We start from the raw sequence: 17687 nt of genomic DNA on the forward strand, positions 1-17687 counted from the left end.
AGGGGGAGAAAAGATGAGTGAAGTAATTGAAAAAGGTCAAAGAGCAAAAGAAGCAGCATCTGTTCTTGTTCATAAAACAACAGATGAAAAAAATAGTGCATTAACAAGCATTGCAGCACAACTTTTGGCTCAAAGTAGCTATATATTAGAAGAGAACATTAAGGATATTGAAGAAAATCGAGCAAAAGGTGTAGATGATTCCTTATTAGACCGTCTTCTTTTAACAACTGAAAGGCTGGAAGGAATGGCTCATGGAATTGAGCAACTTGTTAAGTTAGAAGATCCAACAGGTGAAGTACTACAAACAATTGAGAGAAATGATGGACTTAAAATTACTGAAGTGCGTGTTCCTCTCGGAGTTGTAGGAATGATTTACGAAGCAAGACCAAACGTGACAGTGGATGCCTCAACTCTTTGTTTGAAAACAGGTAATGCTGTTATTTTAAGAGGAAGCTCTTCTGCTCATTATTCTAATAAAGCAATCGTAAACGTAATCCATGACGGGTTAAAAAAGGCTGGTTTTCCACAAGATGCTGTCCAACTTATTGAAGATACAAGTCGCCAAACAGCTAAAGAGCTCTTCACACTTAATGAGTATTTAGATGTTCTCATCCCAAGAGGGGGTAAAAATCTTATTCAGACCGTTGTAAGAGAGGCTTCTGTTCCTGTATTAGAGACAGGTGCAGGTAATTGCCATATTTTCATTGATGAATCTGCAGATGTAAAAATGGCATTCGAAATTGTTGTTAATGCCAAAACACAGCGTCCATCTGTTTGTAACGCAATTGAGACAGTCCTTGTTCATGATGCATGGCTTGCCCTCCACGGTAAAGATCTTCTTTCCCTGTTAATGGACCATGGAGTGGCAGTGCATGGCGATGAAGCTGTTTGTCAGCTTCACAGTCAGGTACAAAGAGCAACTGAAGATGATTGGGAACAAGAGTATTTAAATAAAACGGTAGCAATGAAGCGTGTATTATCTGTTGGGGAAGCTGTTTCACATATTAATAAATATGGAACAAAGCATTCAGAGGCTATCATTACAAATGATGAAAGTCATGTAAAGGAATTTTTTACTTCTGTAGATGCAGCAGCTCTTTATCATAATGCCTCAACTCGTTTTACGGATGGATTTGAATTCGGGTTTGGAGCAGAAATTGGTATTAGTACACAAAAGCTTCATGCGCGAGGACCGATGGGATTAAAGGCCCTAACCTCCACTAAGTTTATGATTAGAGGAGACGGACAAGTCAAAAAATGAACAATAGAAGGCTAGCGTATGCTAGCCTTTTTATTAGTCTTCTAAGAGCTCTTCAGCTGCAATTCCAGGGTGTGTCATCTCATATGGATCGAGAATACGATCTAGCGCTTCTTCTGAAAGAACATCATATTTTAGACAAAGCTCCCGGATTGATTTTCCTGTTAGAATGGCTTCGCGAGCAATGCGGGCAGCAGGTTCATAGCCAAGATGCGGGTTAACAGCTGTAATTAATCCAACGCTTTCTTCTACATATTTCGTTAATCGTTCTTTATTCGCTTCGATTCCTGTTAAGCAATGATCTGTAAAACTACGGAATGCATTGTTCATAATATTGATAGACTGAAGCAAGTTGAAGATTAAAACAGGCTCCATTACGTTTAGTTCAAGTTGTCCAGCTTCAGAAGCAAGGCAGATTGTGTTATCATTTCCGATAACTTGGAAGGCAACTTGGTTAATTAATTCCGCCATAACAGGATTTACTTTTCCTGGCATGATAGATGAGCCGGGTTGACGAGCAGGAAGGTTGATTTCATTCAAACCTGCTCGAGGTCCAGAAGCCATCAAGCGAAGGTCATTTGCAATTTTAGACATATTCATCATGCAGACCTTCAAAGCAGCAGAGACTTCTGTATAAGCATCTGTATTTTGAGTCGCATCAACAAGATGTTCGGCTCCTACAAGGGGGAAGCCACTAATCTCTGCAAGATGGGAAACAACTTGTTTAATATATTTAGGATTTGCATTTAGTCCAGTTCCTACAGCTGTTGCTCCCATATTTACTTCATAGAGATGCTGGCGAGATTGTTTAATTCGTTTAATATCGCGCTCTAAAACACGACTATATGCTTCAAACTCTTGTCCAAGTCGGATTGGCACGGCATCTTGTAAATGAGTACGTCCCATTTTGATGACCGAGTCAAATTCTTTTGCTTTTTGGCGAAAGGTTTGGAGCATTTTATCCATTGTAATAAGTAAACCTTCTAGATGGTTTAACGTTGAAATATGAATAGCAGTTGGAAATACGTCATTTGTTGATTGAGACATATTTACATGTGAGTTTGGACTGAGTGTGAAATAATCTCCACGTTTCTTACCTAAAACCTCAAGTGCTCTGTTTGCGATGACTTCATTTGTATTCATATTAATTGATGTTCCTGCTCCGCCCTGAATAGGGTCAACGATGAATTGATCGTGATACTCTCCATCAATGATTTCGTCTGCAGCCTTAACAATTGCTTCTCCGAGACCTTCATAAAGGCGTTTTACATCCATATTAGCAAGAGCCGCAGCTTTTTTTACAATAGCAAGAGCTCTTATAAGTTCTTTATCAATTCGATAGCCTGTAATCGGAAAATTTTCTACTGCACGCAGTGTTTGAATGCCGTAATAGGCTTCGTCTGGAACAGGCTTTTCTCCTAAGAAATCTTTCTCTACTCGAACATTCTCTTCTCTCATTTTCGAACCTCCATTACAATCTTCGTTGTTTAGATGTATGATTCTTTCATTTCGATAGTGCTTACATTTTTACTGTCTTTTTTTCTACTTAGTTAGTCTTGTTAGAAAGTAGGAAAAAAATGCATAAAATATTCACAGCTATTCTTTTTGATGGTACCACTAAAAGAGGAAAATAGGGCAAAATATTTTCCTCTTTTTCTCTGAGATTCGATAATTTAAAAAAATATTTAATATAGTGTATATTTCATTTAGTTGACAATTATATTAATGAGGAGTACGATAAATATATAATCTTACGTTAACGTTAAATATAAAGGAGAGCATTTCTTGTATAAAATAGATGATGTAATGAAGATGACAGGGCTTACTAAACGAACGATTCGGTATTATGAAGAAATTGGACTTATTACACCTCCACAGCGTACAAAAGGAAACACAAGACTATACGTTGAGGAAAATATTAATGAATTAAAAAAGATCATTGAAGCTAAAGAAGTGCTTGGCTTTTCTCTTCAAGAACTTCAACAGTTCGTTCACTTAAAAAAGCGGATTGAGCGAAGAAGAGCAGGTGGAGAATTGACTAAAGAAGGGTTGGAGGATTTCCAAGAAAGACTGTCAGTTCAAATTAATGGACTCGCCCGCAAAATCCAACGTATGCAGCGATTTGAACAAGATCTTCATGAACTGATGGATAGAACAAAATATCTCAAAACAACATTAGAGGAGTGATGAAGATGGAAAATGCAAAAAGAGGACGCATTATTACCGTTTTTGCAACTTTCCTAGCATTTATGGGAATAGGGGTTGTTGACCCTATTCTTCCAGAGATTGCAAAGCAAATTGGTGCAAGTCACTGGCAAGTTGAAATGCTTTTTACGGCTTATATTTTTACAATGGCCATTATGATGATTCCAGCAGGGCTATTTGCAGCAAAGCTTGGTGATAAAAAACTTATGGTAACTGGCTTAGCTATTGTTACCGTCTTTTCATTTCTTTGTGCAATTTCTAATTCAATTGGCGCACTTTCCGGATTTAGAGCTGGTTGGGGATTAGGGAACGCTTTATTCTTTGCAACAGCAATGACGCTTCTTATTGCTCTTTCAAGTGATGCAAGCGGAGCAATTGGAATGTATGAAGCTGCAATTGGTCTTGGAATGGCAGCAGGTCCATTAGTTGGAGGGATTTTAGGTGGCATCTCATGGCGTTATCCATTCTTTGTAACAAGCATTCTTATTCTTTTAGCCTTTATTCTTGTAAGCTTCTTTGTAAAACAACCACCACTAAAACAAAAAAGACAGGCGCCAGGGATAAAAGAAATGGTTAAGCTTTTTGCATATAAACCATTTTTACAAGGTGCTTTCTCAGGCATGCTTTATTACTATGGTTTCTTTACAGTTTTAGCATACTCTCCACTCGTTTTAGGGTTATCAGCTATTCAAATTGGGTTTGTTTTCTTCGGTTGGGGATTGTGCTTAGCATATGGTTCTGCTGTTCTTTCTCATAAGCTTGAGAAAAAATGGACCCCAAAAACACTTCTTAAAGTATCATTAATTGTATTTGCAATTATGCTTGTTTTACTATTTGTTGTTCAGCCTTTATGGTTAAAAATCGTGATTATCATCTTATCTGGACTAGCGTCTGGATTGAACAATGCGCTCTTTACAACACATGTAATGGGGAATTCACCATATGAGCGTGCAATTACGTCTGGAGGTTACAACTTTATTCGTTGGCTTGGAGCCGCAATTGCTCCTCTTTTATCAGGTGTGCTAGGAGAGTCACTTTCTCCCCAAAGCCCATTCTTAGTTGCAGCAATTTTAGGATTTGTAGCATTCCTCTTAATTATGATTCCAGTAAGAAAAACAGAAAAAACCGCTTTATAAGGTAGACAAAAAAGTCAGGCTCAGGAAGCCTGACTTTTTTTGAGGATCTTTAAAAAAGCATAAGCCAACCTTGCTTTTTCATAGGTAAAAAGTAAAGCGGGAAAAGATATAGGAAAATGGATTCTGTTTTCAAAAATATACAATCTTTTTTTCGCAAAATGAAGGGAAAGTGATACAATAGACGAGGACATTAGGAATGTCGAAGGAGGAACAATTGTGAGAATTAAACTCGGACTTTTATATGGTGGAAAATCAGCAGAGCATCAGGTTTCTTTACAAACGGCTCTAGCGGTTATCAATGCATTGAATGGGGAGAAATTTGAAGTTCACCCTGTCTATATAACGGAAAACGGCGAATGGATTCGCGGTGAAATAATTGAAGGAAAAGTACAAGGTGTTGAAGAATTAACATTGACAGAAAAAGCAACAGCAAAAGCAATTTCCCCAACGTCACTAAGCACGTTGTCTCAAGAAGGAGAAGCAGTTGATGTTGTTTTCCCATTGCTTCATGGACCAAATGGAGAAGATGGTACTGTACAAGGAATGTTAGAATTATTGAATATTCCTTATGTAGGAAATGGAGTGCTTGGTTCAGCAGCTGGAATGGATAAAGTAATTATGAAAAACTTGTTTGCTCAAGCAGGTCTCAAACAAGTGAAATACGTTCACTTTTTAAAGATGGATTGGAAAAATAACGAAGTTGCTGCATATAGAGAGGTAGAACAAGAACTGGGATATCCGTGTTTTGTTAAGCCAGCTAACTTAGGTTCTAGTGTTGGAATTAACAAATGTACAAATAGAGAAGAACTTGTAAATGCATTTGAAGAAGCATTTCAGTTCGATCGTAAAATCATTGTTGAAGAGGGTATTACGGCTCGTGAAGTTGAGATCGGTGTTCTAGGAAATGATGCTCCTTCTTGCTCTGTTGTAGGAGAAATCGTTGCTAAAACAGATTTCTATGATTACAAGTCAAAATATCAAGACGGGGATACAGCTCTCATTATCCCTGCTGAAATTAGCAAAGAAACTTACGTACGTATGGAAGAGGAAGCAATTAAGGCATTCAAAGCAATTGATGGTTCAGGCTTAGTACGTGCAGACTTCTTTCTAACAGAAGATGGCTCTTTAGTTATTAATGAAGTAAATACAATGCCTGGTTTTACACCTTTCAGTATGTTCCCGCTTTTATGGGAGCATAAAGGTGTGCCTTATAGTGAGCTAATTGAAAAATTAGTTGAGTTAGGTATGGAACGTCACGCGGAGAAACAGCAAATTAAACATACGATGTAAGAAGAAAGAGCAGAAAGAAGCACTATTCATTTATGGATAGTGTTTCTTGTGCGCTTATTGTGAAGTGAAAGGAGTCAAGTGAAAAATGATTAAAGCAACATTAGCAAAGATAAATGAATGGATTCCGAATAGTAATGTAACAAAAGAAGAAAAAACTGAGATTCACGGGGTTTCTACGGATACGAGAACAATTCAAAAAGGAAACTTATTTATTCCATTAATCGGTGAAAATTTTAATGGTCACAAATTTGTTGAACAAGCATATGAAGAAGGAGCAGTAGCAGCACTATGGCAACGAGATCAAACGCCTCAGCCTGAAGGGGTTCCGCTTGTTCTTGTTGATGATACGCTTCAGGCTTTGCAAACTCTATCATATAATTATCGCAAATCCCTTTCTATACAAGTTGTTGGTATTACAGGAAGTAATGGAAAAACAACAACAAAAGATATGATTGCAGCTGTTGCAAGTACTAAATATAAAGTATTAAAAACAAGAGGGAATTTAAACAACCATATTGGTCTTCCTCTTACAATGCTTGAGCTTGACGAAACAATTGAGGTGGCCATCCTTGAAATGGGAATGAGTGATTTTGGTGAGATTGACCTTCTTTCAAAACTTGGCGAACCCGACATCGCAGTTATTACAAATATTGGAGAAGCTCATATTCAAAATTTAGGAAGCAGAGAAGGAATTGCAAAAGCAAAATTCGAAATTGTGAATGGTTTAAACAATAACGGCGTATTTATTTATGAAGGGGAAGAACCGCTTCTTGCTAAATTAAGTGAAGGGGTATCATTTGAAAAGCATACATTTGGCTATAATAAAAACTGTGACCTAAGACCACTAAATGTTACACAAACAGAAAGCGGCACCGTTTTTTCCTTATCAACAGATGAAAATGTAACATGTCATTTACCTGTGCTTGGAAAACATAATGTGAAAAATGCGTTAGCAAGCATTCTTGTTGGAAAAGCACTTGGCATTTCAGCAGAGGAAGCTGTGAAAGGTTTATCTCAATTGCAGCTAACAAAAATGCGCATGGAAGTGATTGAAACAAGTAGTGGTGCTCGCTTAATTAATGACGCTTATAATGCGAGTCCAACAGCAATGAGAGCTGCTCTTCACCTCTTGCATGAGCTTTCGGGATACAACCGAAAAATAGCGGTATTAGGAGATATGCTTGAACTTGGTGAGGATGAACGAGAATATCATTATGAAGTTGGGAAATCTATTGATAAAAATGAAGTATCATACGTCTTTGCATATGGACCTTTAAGTGAGGAAGTTGCTAAAGGAGCATCAGATGCTGGAGTTGAACATGTTTATCATTTTGAGGATAAGGACACACTAAGTGAGCAACTGAGCTACATTATAAAAGAGCAAGATGTTATTCTTTTTAAAGCTTCACGTGGTATGAAATTAGAACAAGTTATTACAGCGCTCTTAGAAAAAGGAATATAAGGTATAAAGCCCCTTCACTTACGTAAAAGACAAGGAATGTAATTTTTAGGTTACTTGAATATTACTCGTATTAGTGATATGATAACATCTAAAATAACATTTGATAACGACCTTTAGGATAAAGAAGGATTCTGCGAAGAAAAAAGGTAGAGTTTTTCTCGCTCTTAATTGATGATATATAAGTCTTACTCTTCCATGCAGTAAGAACATTTCTGCTTGTGATCATTGTTATGAACGTAAAAGAAGAAGTGGTGCTATGTTAGCACCACTTCCTCACGTTAAAGCAGTTCTTTTATAATAGATATAATGCTTATGGGAATTTAGATTAAAAGGAGTTTGAAACAATTGACGTTATTCCAAGATTTTGAAATTAGTCAACCGCTGAAAAAAGCAATTAGTAAAATGGGATTTGAAGAGGCAACACCAATTCAAGCCCAAACGATTCCAGTTACACTTGAAGGTAACGATGTAATCGGTCAAGCACAAACAGGTACAGGGAAAACAGCAGCATTCGGTATTCCTCTTATTGAGAAAATTGATGTAAATAATCCTCGTATTCAAGCAATTGTTATTGCCCCAACACGCGAATTAGCTATTCAGGTTTCCGAAGAACTATATAAAATTGGATATTATAAACGTGTTCAAGTTTTATCTGTTTACGGAGGACAAGAGATTGGTCGCCAAATCCGTGCGTTGAAAAAAGGACCACAAATTATTGTTGGTACCCCAGGAAGAATGCTTGATCATATCAATCGTAAAACAATTCGTCTTCAAGACGTACAAACAGTTGTACTTGACGAAGCAGACGAAATGTTAAACATGGGCTTCATTGAAGATATCGAAAGTATCTTAAAAGAAGTACCAAGTGAACACCAAACATTACTTTTCTCAGCAACAATGCCAAAACCAATTCAAGCAATTGCAGAGCGCTTCATGCATGAGCCAAAAGTAATCAAAACAAAATCTAAAGAAGTGACAGTTGCAAATATTGAACAATACTATATTGAAACACAGGAGCAAAAGAAATTCGACGCATTAACTCGTCTTCTAGACATCCAAGCACCAGAGCTTGCAATTGTCTTTGGTCGTACAAAACGTCGTGTTGATGAGTTATCAGAAGCTCTTCAAACGCGTGGTTATGCAGCACAAGGTATTCACGGTGACCTTACACAAGGTAAACGTATGAAAGTATTGCGTCAGTTCAAAGAGCGTTCAATCGATATCCTTGTTGCAACAGATGTTGCTGCACGTGGATTAGATATTTCAGGTGTTAGTCACGTTTATAACTTTGACCTTCCACAAGATCCAGAAAGCTACGTACACCGCATCGGACGTACTGGTCGTGCAGGGAAACAAGGTAAAGCAATGACATTTGTGACGCCTCGTGAAATTCCACATCTTAAAAACGTGGAAGCAACAACAAAACGTCGTATGGAGCCAATGAAAGTTCCAAGCCTAGACGATGCTCTTGAAGGTCAACAACGTCTAATTTTTGACCAAATTACAAGTGCAATTAATGAAGAAAACCTTTCTTCTTACGAGCAAATGGCTGAGAATCTTCTAGAAAAGAATGATGCAGCGAAAGTAGTAGCAGCAGCGCTTAAGTTAATGACAAAAGAGCCTGATACAACTCCTGTTAAATTAACATCTGAGCCGCCTTTACAAGTGAAAAAAGATCGTAAAAAATCATATGGTAAAGGTAACTACTCTAAAAATAAACGCAACTATAGAAATAAAGATGGGCGTCAGCAATCTTCACGTTCATATGATATGAAGCAACGTCGTTCACGTACAAACAAAACACGTAAGTCTTCATAATAAAAAGCTCTAGCACATCCTGCTAGAGCTTTTTTATTTTGATGATAAAGAGCTTCTTAGAGGGGCATGCTAAGAAGCAGGGAGCGTGTAAAAGATGACAAAAATACGTCTTGGATATGTTGCCATGAGTATGGAACTTGTGAATAGTTCTCCTTCTCAAACAATGACATATGCAAACTTTAAAAAAATTGGTGATCGAGAAGCTGCTATTCGGAAACTTGAGCGTATTGCAATTTCAAATCTTGAAAATTGCCTTCGTCTTTTAAAACATAATTTATGGAATGAAGTAGAATTTTTTAGATTGAGTTCTCGTCTTATTCCTCTTGCAGGACATGAGGATCTTTCCGATTGGGACTATATGAAGCCATTGAAACCCGTTTTGTCAGAAATTAAATCATTTTTAGAAGAACATCCAATGAGAATTGATTTTCATCCTGATCACTTTGTTCTTCTAAATTCCACAAAGCCTGAGATTTTGAAAAACTCTGTTCAAACACTAACAATGCATGCTCGCCTTCTGAAAGGGATGGGTATTCCAACTCAACATCGCTGTGTGCTTCATGTGGGAGGAGCACATAAAAATAAGGAGAAAGCACTTGAACAGTTTATTTATAATTGGGCTCTTGTACCAAAGTCTATTGCTAAAATGGTTATGCTTGAAAATGATGATACAACGTTCAATATAGAAGATGTTTTATATCTATGTGAAAAGATTGATATTCCTTTTATTTTTGACCTCCACCATCATTTAGCAAACAATGAGGGAGAAATATGGGGAAATCATTGGGAGAGGATGGTTGGGACATGGGCTCATTCGCCTCTTCCTATGAAAATGCATATTTCTAGTCCAAGGAATGAGGAACAATTTCGGGCGCATGCTCCATATGTGGATCCTGAGATGTTTATTCAATTTCTTCGTACTATAAATGGAACGGTCGATCTGTTAGATTGCATGATTGAGGCAAAACAGAAGGATAAAGCACTAGAGAAGCTCATGAGAGATTTAAGCAAATACGATGATGTTCAAGTTTTATCAAAAGGAAGTTTTGAAATCGTTGAAAAAGGAACCTAAAAAGGTTCCTTTTTTGTTCGTGCTATTTACGTTGAAGGGTGAAAAGAGAGAGAACGAAGCCACTTATAATACCACTGAGGTGGGCAACGACGTTAATATTTGAATTTACAAACGTCATAACAAGTGCAATAATGACCATTGTCATTATTACCTGAGTATTGTCTCGCCCAAGAATATCTTTTCGATAGAGCAAAAAGAAAAGATAGATTCCGAACAAACCAAAAATAGAGCCAGAAGCACCTACATGTGTATAGTAAATATTTTCAAGTAAGTATGTTGCAACATTAGCAATGATCCCTGTTGTGAAATACATTAAAATAAACTTTCCTTTTCCTAATATCCTTTCAAGGGCGGGAGCAAAAATTAAGAGAGAAAACGTGTTAAAAAGAAGATGGGAAAAACTTATATGTGTAATAATAGGGGTAATAAGTCTCCACCATTCTCCTTGAGAAATGTTCCCGTTAATCCCGACAAAATAATAGATCAGCGATTGCGTGCTTTCTAAAGGGATTTTGGCAAGAAGCCAAACAACAATGTGAATCAAAATAAGTAGAAACACGATCGGATAGAGCTTTATGAACTCTCTAAAATTCTCAGTACGAACAAACAAAAAATCATCTCCTCTAATCAATATATCTGCTGTGTTTAATTTAGGAAGGATTACAAATCTTCTTCATTATTTCATAAAGGGAAAAGAAGTTCTAATAAAGTCCCTTTCTTTACATAAAGCCAAGTCAATAAAAAGCACGTTATGTAAGTCTATTATAAAAGGAGTACTCTTTATGATTATCGGAATTGGAAATGATATTGTTGAGCTTGTCCGAATAAAAAGGGCATTAGAGCGCAATGACAAGCTTGTAAAGCGAATCTTAACATCTCGTGAACAAGAGAAATTTTATACGCTTTCAAACAAGAGGAAAATAGAGTTTTTAGCAGGCCGATTTGCTGCTAAGGAAGCCTATGCAAAAGCAAAAGGAACAGGCATTGGTTCATTGCTTTCTTTTCAAGATATTGAGATTGAATATGAGTCGTCTGGAAGACCTTATATTCAAAATGAACACGAAATTACACACTTGGCTATATCGCATAGTGAGCAGTATGCTATTGCAAATGTGATAATTGAAAGCCTGTCACGCTAGTCTGCATATTCGTTGTTTTCACCTCATATATTCATATTGTCCAATTAAAAGATACGACAATACATTTTTGCAAATCTTGCAAAAGAATAAGGGGTGTAGGAATGAAAAGATGGATTGTTAAAGCCATTGTCTTTTTAAGTGTTTTATTTGTACTAGCAGCTTGTGGAGATAAAAGTGCAGATGATGTAAAAAAAGATTTGAATGAAAAGATGGAAAAGTCAACAGGTTATAAAGCAACAGCTGAGATGATGTTGAATACAGGAGAAAAACCACAGAAATATGATGTGGAGATTTGGCATAGCAAACCCGATTATTATAGGGTAGAGCTTAAAAATGCCAAAAAAGATCAATCTCAGATGATTTTGCGTAATAATGAAGGAGTTTTTGTGCTAACTCCTGCGCTTAATAAAAGCTTTAAATTTCAAAGTGGTTGGCCACAAAATAGCAGCCAAGCATACCTTTATGAGTCGTTAATTAAAGACATTAAAGGAGACGATGAAGCAAAATTTCAAGTAGCTAAAGATGGTTATATCTTTACCACAAAAACCAACTATCAGCACCAGTCTGTTCTTCCGAAGCAAAAAATTATTTTGGATAAAAAAGAGCTTACCCCTAAAAAAGTGGAAATTATGGATACAGATAATGAGCCTGTTATTACGGTTGACTTTAAGAAAGTAGAGATGAATGTGAAGTTTGATAAAGATGCGTTTGATACTAAGCGGAATATGACTGCTAAAAAGTCAGATGTGCCAACAATGACAAGTGAAGAAGAACCTTTCTCAGTCAAGTATCCTTCATATACACCTGAAGGTACAGAGCAAGAAGAAGAGAAAACGGTTAAAACGATGGATGGAAAACGTGTTGTACTCACATATGGTGGTGAGAAGTCCTTTACAGTGATTCAGGAGAAGGCAACAGTTGCAGAAGCTTCTACTACAACTCCTGTGAATGGAGACGTTGTTGACCTAGGTTTCTCAATTGGAGCTCTTTCAAAACAAAGTATTCAATGGACAGCAGATGGAGTGGAATACATTATTGCGTCTGATGATCTTTCTCCAGAGGAATTTATGATGGTTGCAAGCTCAATGGAAAAAGAACAAGGAAAATAAAAAAAAGGAAGTTCGTTCTCTAAAAGGAGAACGAACTTCCTTTTTTAGATAAACTTTTACGAATCCTAGTTTATTTTTGTATAATAAAAGCATGATAAATGCATGAATTGTTTTTGAGAAGAATAAATGTAAACAAACCGTGCAATTGTAGTATAGTGGCTTCTACAAGCCATAGTTCTTAAAGGAAGTGACACCAGTGAATTCGTTTTACCGTAACACATGGGCTGAAATTGATTTAGAAGCTGTTTCTCATAACGTAAATTGCTTAAAAGAATGGCTGCCAAAGGGTAAACAAATTATGGCTGTTGTAAAAGCAAACGGATATGGGCACGGTGATATTGAAGTAGCGAAAGAAGCAATTGGAGCAGGAGCTACGTTTTTAGGAGTAGCATTGCTTGATGAGGGAATTAAACTAAGAGCAAATGGGATTAAAGTTCCGATTTTAGTATTAGGAGACGTGCCTCCTTCATATGTTGATATTGCAGCAGAGTATGATATCTCACTTACCCTTCATAATGAAAGTTGGTTACGTGAAGCATCAAAGTATGATATAAAGAAGCCTCTTTCTCTTCATATGAAAATTGATACAGGCATGAATCGCATTGGATTTAAAGATAAAGATGTAATGGAGCGTGTTGTCTCAAAAGTTAAACAATCTTCTCATTTTGTGCTAGAGGGCCTTTTTACACATTTTGCAACAGCAGATGAGCTTCATAGTGAGTATTACGAAGAGCAAAGTAAGTGTTTCGTTGAAACTGTGTATTATCTGAAATCAAAAGGGATTTGTCCTCCTAACGTTCACTGTGCAAACAGTGCTTCAACTTTACGTTTACCACATGATTGTTTTACAATGGTACGCTTCGGGATTTCAATGTACGGTTTAAGCCCGTCATCTGAAATGAAAAAAGTATTGCCATTTACATTAAAGCCAGTTCTATCTCTCTATACATCTTTGATACACGTTAAGAGTCTAGAAGAGGGTGAAAGCATTAGCTATGGAGCAACATACACAACAAAGAAAGAAGAATGGATCGGAACTGTGCCAATTGGTTATGCAGACGGTTGGCTTCGAGGTCTTCAAGGTTTTACAGCATTAATGAACGGAGAGGAAGTACAAAATGTTGGACGCATTTGCATGGATCAACTTATGTTTAGACTTCCAAAAGATGCAGCGGTCGGCACAAAAGTCACGTTAATAGGTCATGATGGCGGGAAGTCCATTAGCGCAGATGATATTGCAAGCTATCTTAATACAATTAATTATGAAGTTACTTGTATGATTAGTGATCGCGTTCCTCGAGTATATAAGAGAGCAGATAAAGTTGTAAAAGTTATAAATAATGTGCTAGCTTAAAGTAGCAAGGCGTGATTTTTTATGATTGCATGCATAAAATAATAGTATTGATGACGATAATAGTTGAAGAAATGACAGAATTCGCTTTGCATAAAACTGTATAGATGGTATGATGAAAAAAGATAAAAATAATTTATATTTAATATCTTACTCGTCTGTAAGAGGAAACAAGTAGTGCCTTAATTAGGTTCTACTGTTTACAATGTGCTCTCATAATAAAAAAATTAACTATTCTTATTTGTTTTGTACTGATGGTGGAGGTGTATGTTGGTGTCTGAAGCGAGCGCAACGATGGAGCTTTTAGTTCGTTTACCACAACATTTAGTATCTGAACTAGATGCTATCGCAAAGCAGGAAAACAGTAACCGAAATGATTTGATTAATCAAGCTGTAAAGAAGTTCGTTGATGAGAAAAGAAATAGTAGCATCCGCAATAATATGCGACGGGGTTATATGGAAATGGCGAAAATTAACCTAAATATTGCGTCTGAAGCTTTCTTGGCTGAACATGAAGCGGACAACACAGTCGAACGTCTTGTAAGTGGAGGATAAAACGGTTGGTAGTAAAACGTGGCGACGTTTATTTCGCTGATTTATCTCCCGTTGTTGGTTCTGAGCAAGGAGGGGTCCGACCAGTCCTTGTTATTCAAAACAACATTGGTAACCGTTTTAGTCCCACGGTTATTGTCGCAGCCATTACCGCTCAAATTCAAAAAGCAAAGCTACCTACGCATGTAGAAATTAATGCTAAGAAATACGGGTTTGAACGAGACTCCGTTATTCTGTTAGAGCAGGTTCGAACAATTGATAAGCAGCGTTTAACAGACAAGATTACGCATCTTGATGAAGAAATGATGAGTAAAGTCGATAAAGCGTTACAAATTAGCCTTGGGCTTATTGATTTTTAGACTTGTAAATAATGGAATTAATATTATCTTTGTGTATCATTTTTCAGGTTATAAGTAGAAAAATTAAGCGAAGCGATCGCACACAACTACCAGATTAACAGCAATGATGAGGGTATTCCGGCCTTTATATAGGGGAGTACCCTTATTCTTGACTGGAAAAACTAAATACACGTATGATTAAAAGTAGGGGATTTTTCACTCCTGCTTTTTTTCATTACTGTTATAATAGAAGAGACAGTTTAAAAATAATATTTTGTTATATATATGTGTACTGTAATAAGGAGGACAAGATGGAACGGAGTATTCAACAATATATAATTGAACATAGACAAGAAATCGCAAAAGGTTGGCTTGATACAATGAAGGATGTATCAGCAGAACCTCTTACAAATGTAGTATCTGAGAACGTTTATGTTAGCATGAATTCTGAATTTCTTGATATTATCTTTAGTCACCAAATAGAGTCACCTGAGCACTTTAGAACAAAGTTAGAAGAGTTCATTGAACGTGTTGTAAAACTCGGCTGGCCACTCACATATTTGACGCGAGCAATTCGTTTGCTTCGTAAAGTAATCCTAGAGTTGCTTATGGAAGATGAGTTTGCACGTGATGATAACTACGTGCCCATGGAAACTGTGCAAGAATTAGAGCTATGGGCAGAACCTATCTATCATGAGTTAGAAGACATCTACGCGACATCTTGGGAAAACACAATTAATCTCCAAAAAGTGGCTCTTCAAGAACTATCAGCGCCGCTTATTCCAATCTTTGATAACATCACAGTGATGCCTCTGGTAGGAACGATTGACACGGAACGGGCAAGCATTATCATGGAAAATCTTTTAGAGGGTGTTGTAAAACATCGGTCAGAAGTTGTGCTTATTGATATAACAGGAGTTCCTGTTGTTGATACAATGGTGGCACATCATATTATCCAAGCTTCGGAGGCAGTACGACTAGTTGGGGCGAAATGTCTTATTGTTGGTATTCGTCCTGAAATTGCCCAAACAATTGTTAATCTTGGCATTCGTTTAGATCAAGTTATTACGAAAAATTCTCTAAGAGTAGGCGTTGAACGCGCCCTTGAAATAACAAACAGACAAATTATAAGTATGGAGGAATAGCTATGCGAATTCCTATATTAAAGCTATATGACTACTTATTAGTTTCCATTCAGTGGGAGCTTGACGATCAAACCGCAATCCAATTTCAAGAAGATCTATTAAATAAAATTCACCAAACAGGTGCAAAAGGAGTCGTAATTGACTTAACATCAATCGATATGATTGATTCATTTATAGCAAAAGTTTTAGGTGATGTTGTTAACATGTCCGGACTGATGGGAGCAAAAGTCGTCTTAACTGGTATTCAGCCAGCAGTAGCCATTACTCTTATTGAACTTGGGATTGGATTAAGCGATGTATGGACAGCCTTAGATTTGGAAAAAGGACTTGAGAAGCTCCAGTATGAATTGGGGGAATAGCAATGGAATTCCAATCCTGCGTCAAAATTATTACGGAGTGGGATATTGTGGCTGCCCGTCAATTAGGTCGCAATGTCTCTAAAGAGTTAGGTTTCGGAACGGTCGATCAAGCTCGGATTACAACCGCAATCTCTGAACTAGCTCGGAATATATATTTATATACAGATAAAGGCCAAATATGCATCGAGAAGATATTTGAAAGAGGAAAATCGGGCCTTTTAATCATAGCAAAAGACCAAGGTCCGGGAATTGCGGACATACGAAAAGTAATGGAAGACGGTTATACAACCTCAGGAGGATTAGGAGCTGGTCTTCCTGGTGTAAAAAGACTCGTTGATCAATTTGATATTAATTCAGTTGTTAATGAAGGAACAGAAATTCGAGCAGTTAAGTGGCTCCGGTAAGGGGGAGAAGAATGGATTTTCAAAATGAAATGAAGGCACTATACCGGGACATACTCAGCAGCTATTTGCAAACGCCAAATGAAACGGTGTTGTATGAAGGGCAAAAGCTAAGCCGTAAGTCTCTTGAGAATAATATCTCCCCTGAAGATATTGTTAGTATCCATAAAGAAGTGATTGAAGAAATTCATCAAGATATTCCAAAAGAAGTTCTCCAATCATTGGATTTTCTACTTGAAATGATGATTAGCTATGGGCTTGCGCTAGGTGAACATCAAATGCTCAAGAGCAAGCAAATTGAGCTGAACTCTGAAATTGAAATCGCCTCAAATGTTCAACAAAATTTGCTTGGTACAGCAGTGCCTTCCTTAAAGTCGCTAGATATTGGGGCTATTAGTATTCCCGCTAAAAAGATGAGCGGGGATTATTATCATTTTGTACAAGACGAGAATGATCGTATTAGCATTGCTGTTGCTGATGTTATTGGAAAAGGTATTCCGGCTGCAATGTGTATGTCAATGATCAAATATGCTATGGATAGCTTACCTGAATCAAGGAAGACTCCTGACTATGTATTGGAGAATTTAAACAATGTAGTAGAACAAAATGTTGATCCAAGCATGTTTATTACCATGTTTTTCGGTATCTATGACTCTGCGGATGGAAGTTTCTGCTACTCCTCAGCAGGTCATGAGCCAGGATTCTATTACAATGCGAAAGAAGACAAGTTTTCAGATATAGACGGTAAGGGCCTTGTCTTAGGGGTTGATCGACATCGTAAATACAAACAGTATGAAAAGCATCTTGAGATAGGAGATCTTATTGTTCTGTTAACAGATGGGGTAACAGAATGCCGAACAGAAGAAGGATTTATTGAGCGAGAACAAATTATTGATCTTATTCGGAAGTATATGCATCTTCCAGCTCAAGAAGTTGTACACTCTATTTACAAGGAATTGGAAAAATTACAAGATTTCCAACTTCGTGATGATTTTACCCTTATTATTTTAAAAAGATTGGTTTAACTTATTAAAATAAGGGTAACTAAATTG

At 37.0% G+C, this 17687-nt stretch carries 18 protein-coding genes; 16 read left to right on the forward strand and 2 right to left on the reverse strand.

The window, feature by feature from the left end; genetic code table 11:
* Window positions 1–13 precede the first annotated feature (13 nt).
* Complete coding sequence (locus B9N79_RS22840; RefSeq protein ID WP_046218256.1) at window positions 14–1261, forward strand: glutamate-5-semialdehyde dehydrogenase; 1248 nt, start codon at window positions 14–16, stop codon at window positions 1259–1261.
* 33 nt (window positions 1262–1294) lie between these two features.
* Here the strand turns inward: B9N79_RS22840 and aspA are convergent, their stop codons facing one another.
* Window positions 1295–2716, reverse strand: coding sequence for an aspartate ammonia-lyase (gene aspA, locus B9N79_RS22845; RefSeq protein ID WP_085119001.1), 1422 nt, complete (start codon window positions 2714–2716; stop codon window positions 1295–1297).
* Window positions 2717–3043: 327 nt separating this feature from the next.
* Here aspA and B9N79_RS22850 point away from each other — a divergent pair, with 327 nt between their 5' ends.
* The 6 genes from B9N79_RS22850 (at window position 3044) to uvsE (ending at window position 10241) form a co-directional block, all read left to right on the forward strand.
* On the forward strand, window positions 3044–3445 hold the full coding sequence (locus B9N79_RS22850; protein ID WP_019395209.1) for a MerR family transcriptional regulator: 402 nt from the start codon (window positions 3044–3046) through the stop codon (window positions 3443–3445).
* Between the two features lie 5 nt (window positions 3446–3450).
* Window positions 3451–4599, forward strand: a complete 1149-nt coding sequence (locus B9N79_RS22855; protein WP_019395210.1) for an MFS transporter — start codon at window positions 3451–3453, stop codon at window positions 4597–4599.
* A gap of 213 nt (window positions 4600–4812) precedes the next feature.
* Window positions 4813–5889 (forward strand): D-alanine--D-alanine ligase, encoded by a 1077-nt coding sequence (locus B9N79_RS22860; RefSeq protein ID WP_026009773.1) that lies wholly within the window; start codon window positions 4813–4815, stop codon window positions 5887–5889.
* 85 nt (window positions 5890–5974) lie between these two features.
* A complete protein-coding gene (locus B9N79_RS22865) occupies window positions 5975–7351 on the forward strand; it encodes a UDP-N-acetylmuramoyl-tripeptide--D-alanyl-D-alanine ligase (RefSeq protein ID WP_019395212.1) in 1377 nt (458 codons plus the stop codon).
* A 345-nt stretch (window positions 7352–7696) separates the two neighbouring features.
* On the forward strand, window positions 7697–9169 hold the full coding sequence (gene cshA / locus B9N79_RS22870; RefSeq protein WP_019395213.1) for a degradosome RNA helicase CshA: 1473 nt from the start codon (window positions 7697–7699) through the stop codon (window positions 9167–9169).
* Window positions 9170–9263: 94 nt separating this feature from the next.
* Window positions 9264–10241, forward strand: coding sequence for a UV DNA damage repair endonuclease UvsE (gene uvsE, locus B9N79_RS22875; protein ID WP_046218255.1), 978 nt, complete (start codon window positions 9264–9266; stop codon window positions 10239–10241).
* Between the two features lie 22 nt (window positions 10242–10263).
* Here the strand turns inward: uvsE and B9N79_RS22880 are convergent, their stop codons facing one another.
* Window positions 10264–10851, reverse strand: coding sequence for a rhomboid family intramembrane serine protease (locus B9N79_RS22880; RefSeq protein ID WP_046218254.1), 588 nt, complete (start codon window positions 10849–10851; stop codon window positions 10264–10266).
* 172 nt (window positions 10852–11023) lie between these two features.
* Between B9N79_RS22880 and acpS the strand changes: the two genes are divergently transcribed.
* The 9 genes from acpS (at window position 11024) to B9N79_RS22925 (ending at window position 17660) form a co-directional block, all read left to right on the forward strand.
* On the forward strand, window positions 11024–11380 hold the full coding sequence (gene acpS, locus B9N79_RS22885) for a holo-ACP synthase (RefSeq protein WP_019395216.1): 357 nt from the start codon (window positions 11024–11026) through the stop codon (window positions 11378–11380).
* 101 nt (window positions 11381–11481) lie between these two features.
* On the forward strand, window positions 11482–12489 hold the full coding sequence (locus tag B9N79_RS22890) for a LolA family protein (RefSeq protein ID WP_046218253.1): 1008 nt from the start codon (window positions 11482–11484) through the stop codon (window positions 12487–12489).
* Between the two features lie 196 nt (window positions 12490–12685).
* Window positions 12686–13843, forward strand: coding sequence for an alanine racemase (alr, locus tag B9N79_RS22895; RefSeq protein WP_040059883.1), 1158 nt, complete (start codon window positions 12686–12688; stop codon window positions 13841–13843).
* 270 nt (window positions 13844–14113) lie between these two features.
* On the forward strand, window positions 14114–14395 hold the full coding sequence (locus B9N79_RS22900) for a ribbon-helix-helix domain-containing protein (RefSeq protein WP_019395219.1): 282 nt from the start codon (window positions 14114–14116) through the stop codon (window positions 14393–14395).
* 5 nt (window positions 14396–14400) lie between these two features.
* Window positions 14401–14751, forward strand: coding sequence for a type II toxin-antitoxin system PemK/MazF family toxin (locus B9N79_RS22905; protein ID WP_019395220.1), 351 nt, complete (start codon window positions 14401–14403; stop codon window positions 14749–14751).
* A gap of 290 nt (window positions 14752–15041) precedes the next feature.
* Complete coding sequence (locus B9N79_RS22910; RefSeq protein ID WP_019395221.1) at window positions 15042–15875, forward strand: STAS domain-containing protein; 834 nt, start codon at window positions 15042–15044, stop codon at window positions 15873–15875.
* 2 nt (window positions 15876–15877) lie between these two features.
* On the forward strand, window positions 15878–16234 hold the full coding sequence (locus B9N79_RS22915; protein WP_019395222.1) for an STAS domain-containing protein: 357 nt from the start codon (window positions 15878–15880) through the stop codon (window positions 16232–16234).
* A gap of 2 nt (window positions 16235–16236) precedes the next feature.
* Complete coding sequence (locus B9N79_RS22920) at window positions 16237–16638, forward strand: anti-sigma regulatory factor (RefSeq protein WP_019395223.1); 402 nt, start codon at window positions 16237–16239, stop codon at window positions 16636–16638.
* Between the two features lie 11 nt (window positions 16639–16649).
* On the forward strand, window positions 16650–17660 hold the full coding sequence (locus tag B9N79_RS22925; protein WP_040059882.1) for a PP2C family protein-serine/threonine phosphatase: 1011 nt from the start codon (window positions 16650–16652) through the stop codon (window positions 17658–17660).
* Window positions 17661–17687: the final 27 nt, after the last annotated feature.

The organism is Priestia filamentosa, from assembly GCF_900177535.1.
GTDB classification, from domain to species: domain Bacteria; phylum Bacillota; class Bacilli; order Bacillales; family Bacillaceae_H; genus Bacillus_I; species Bacillus_I filamentosa.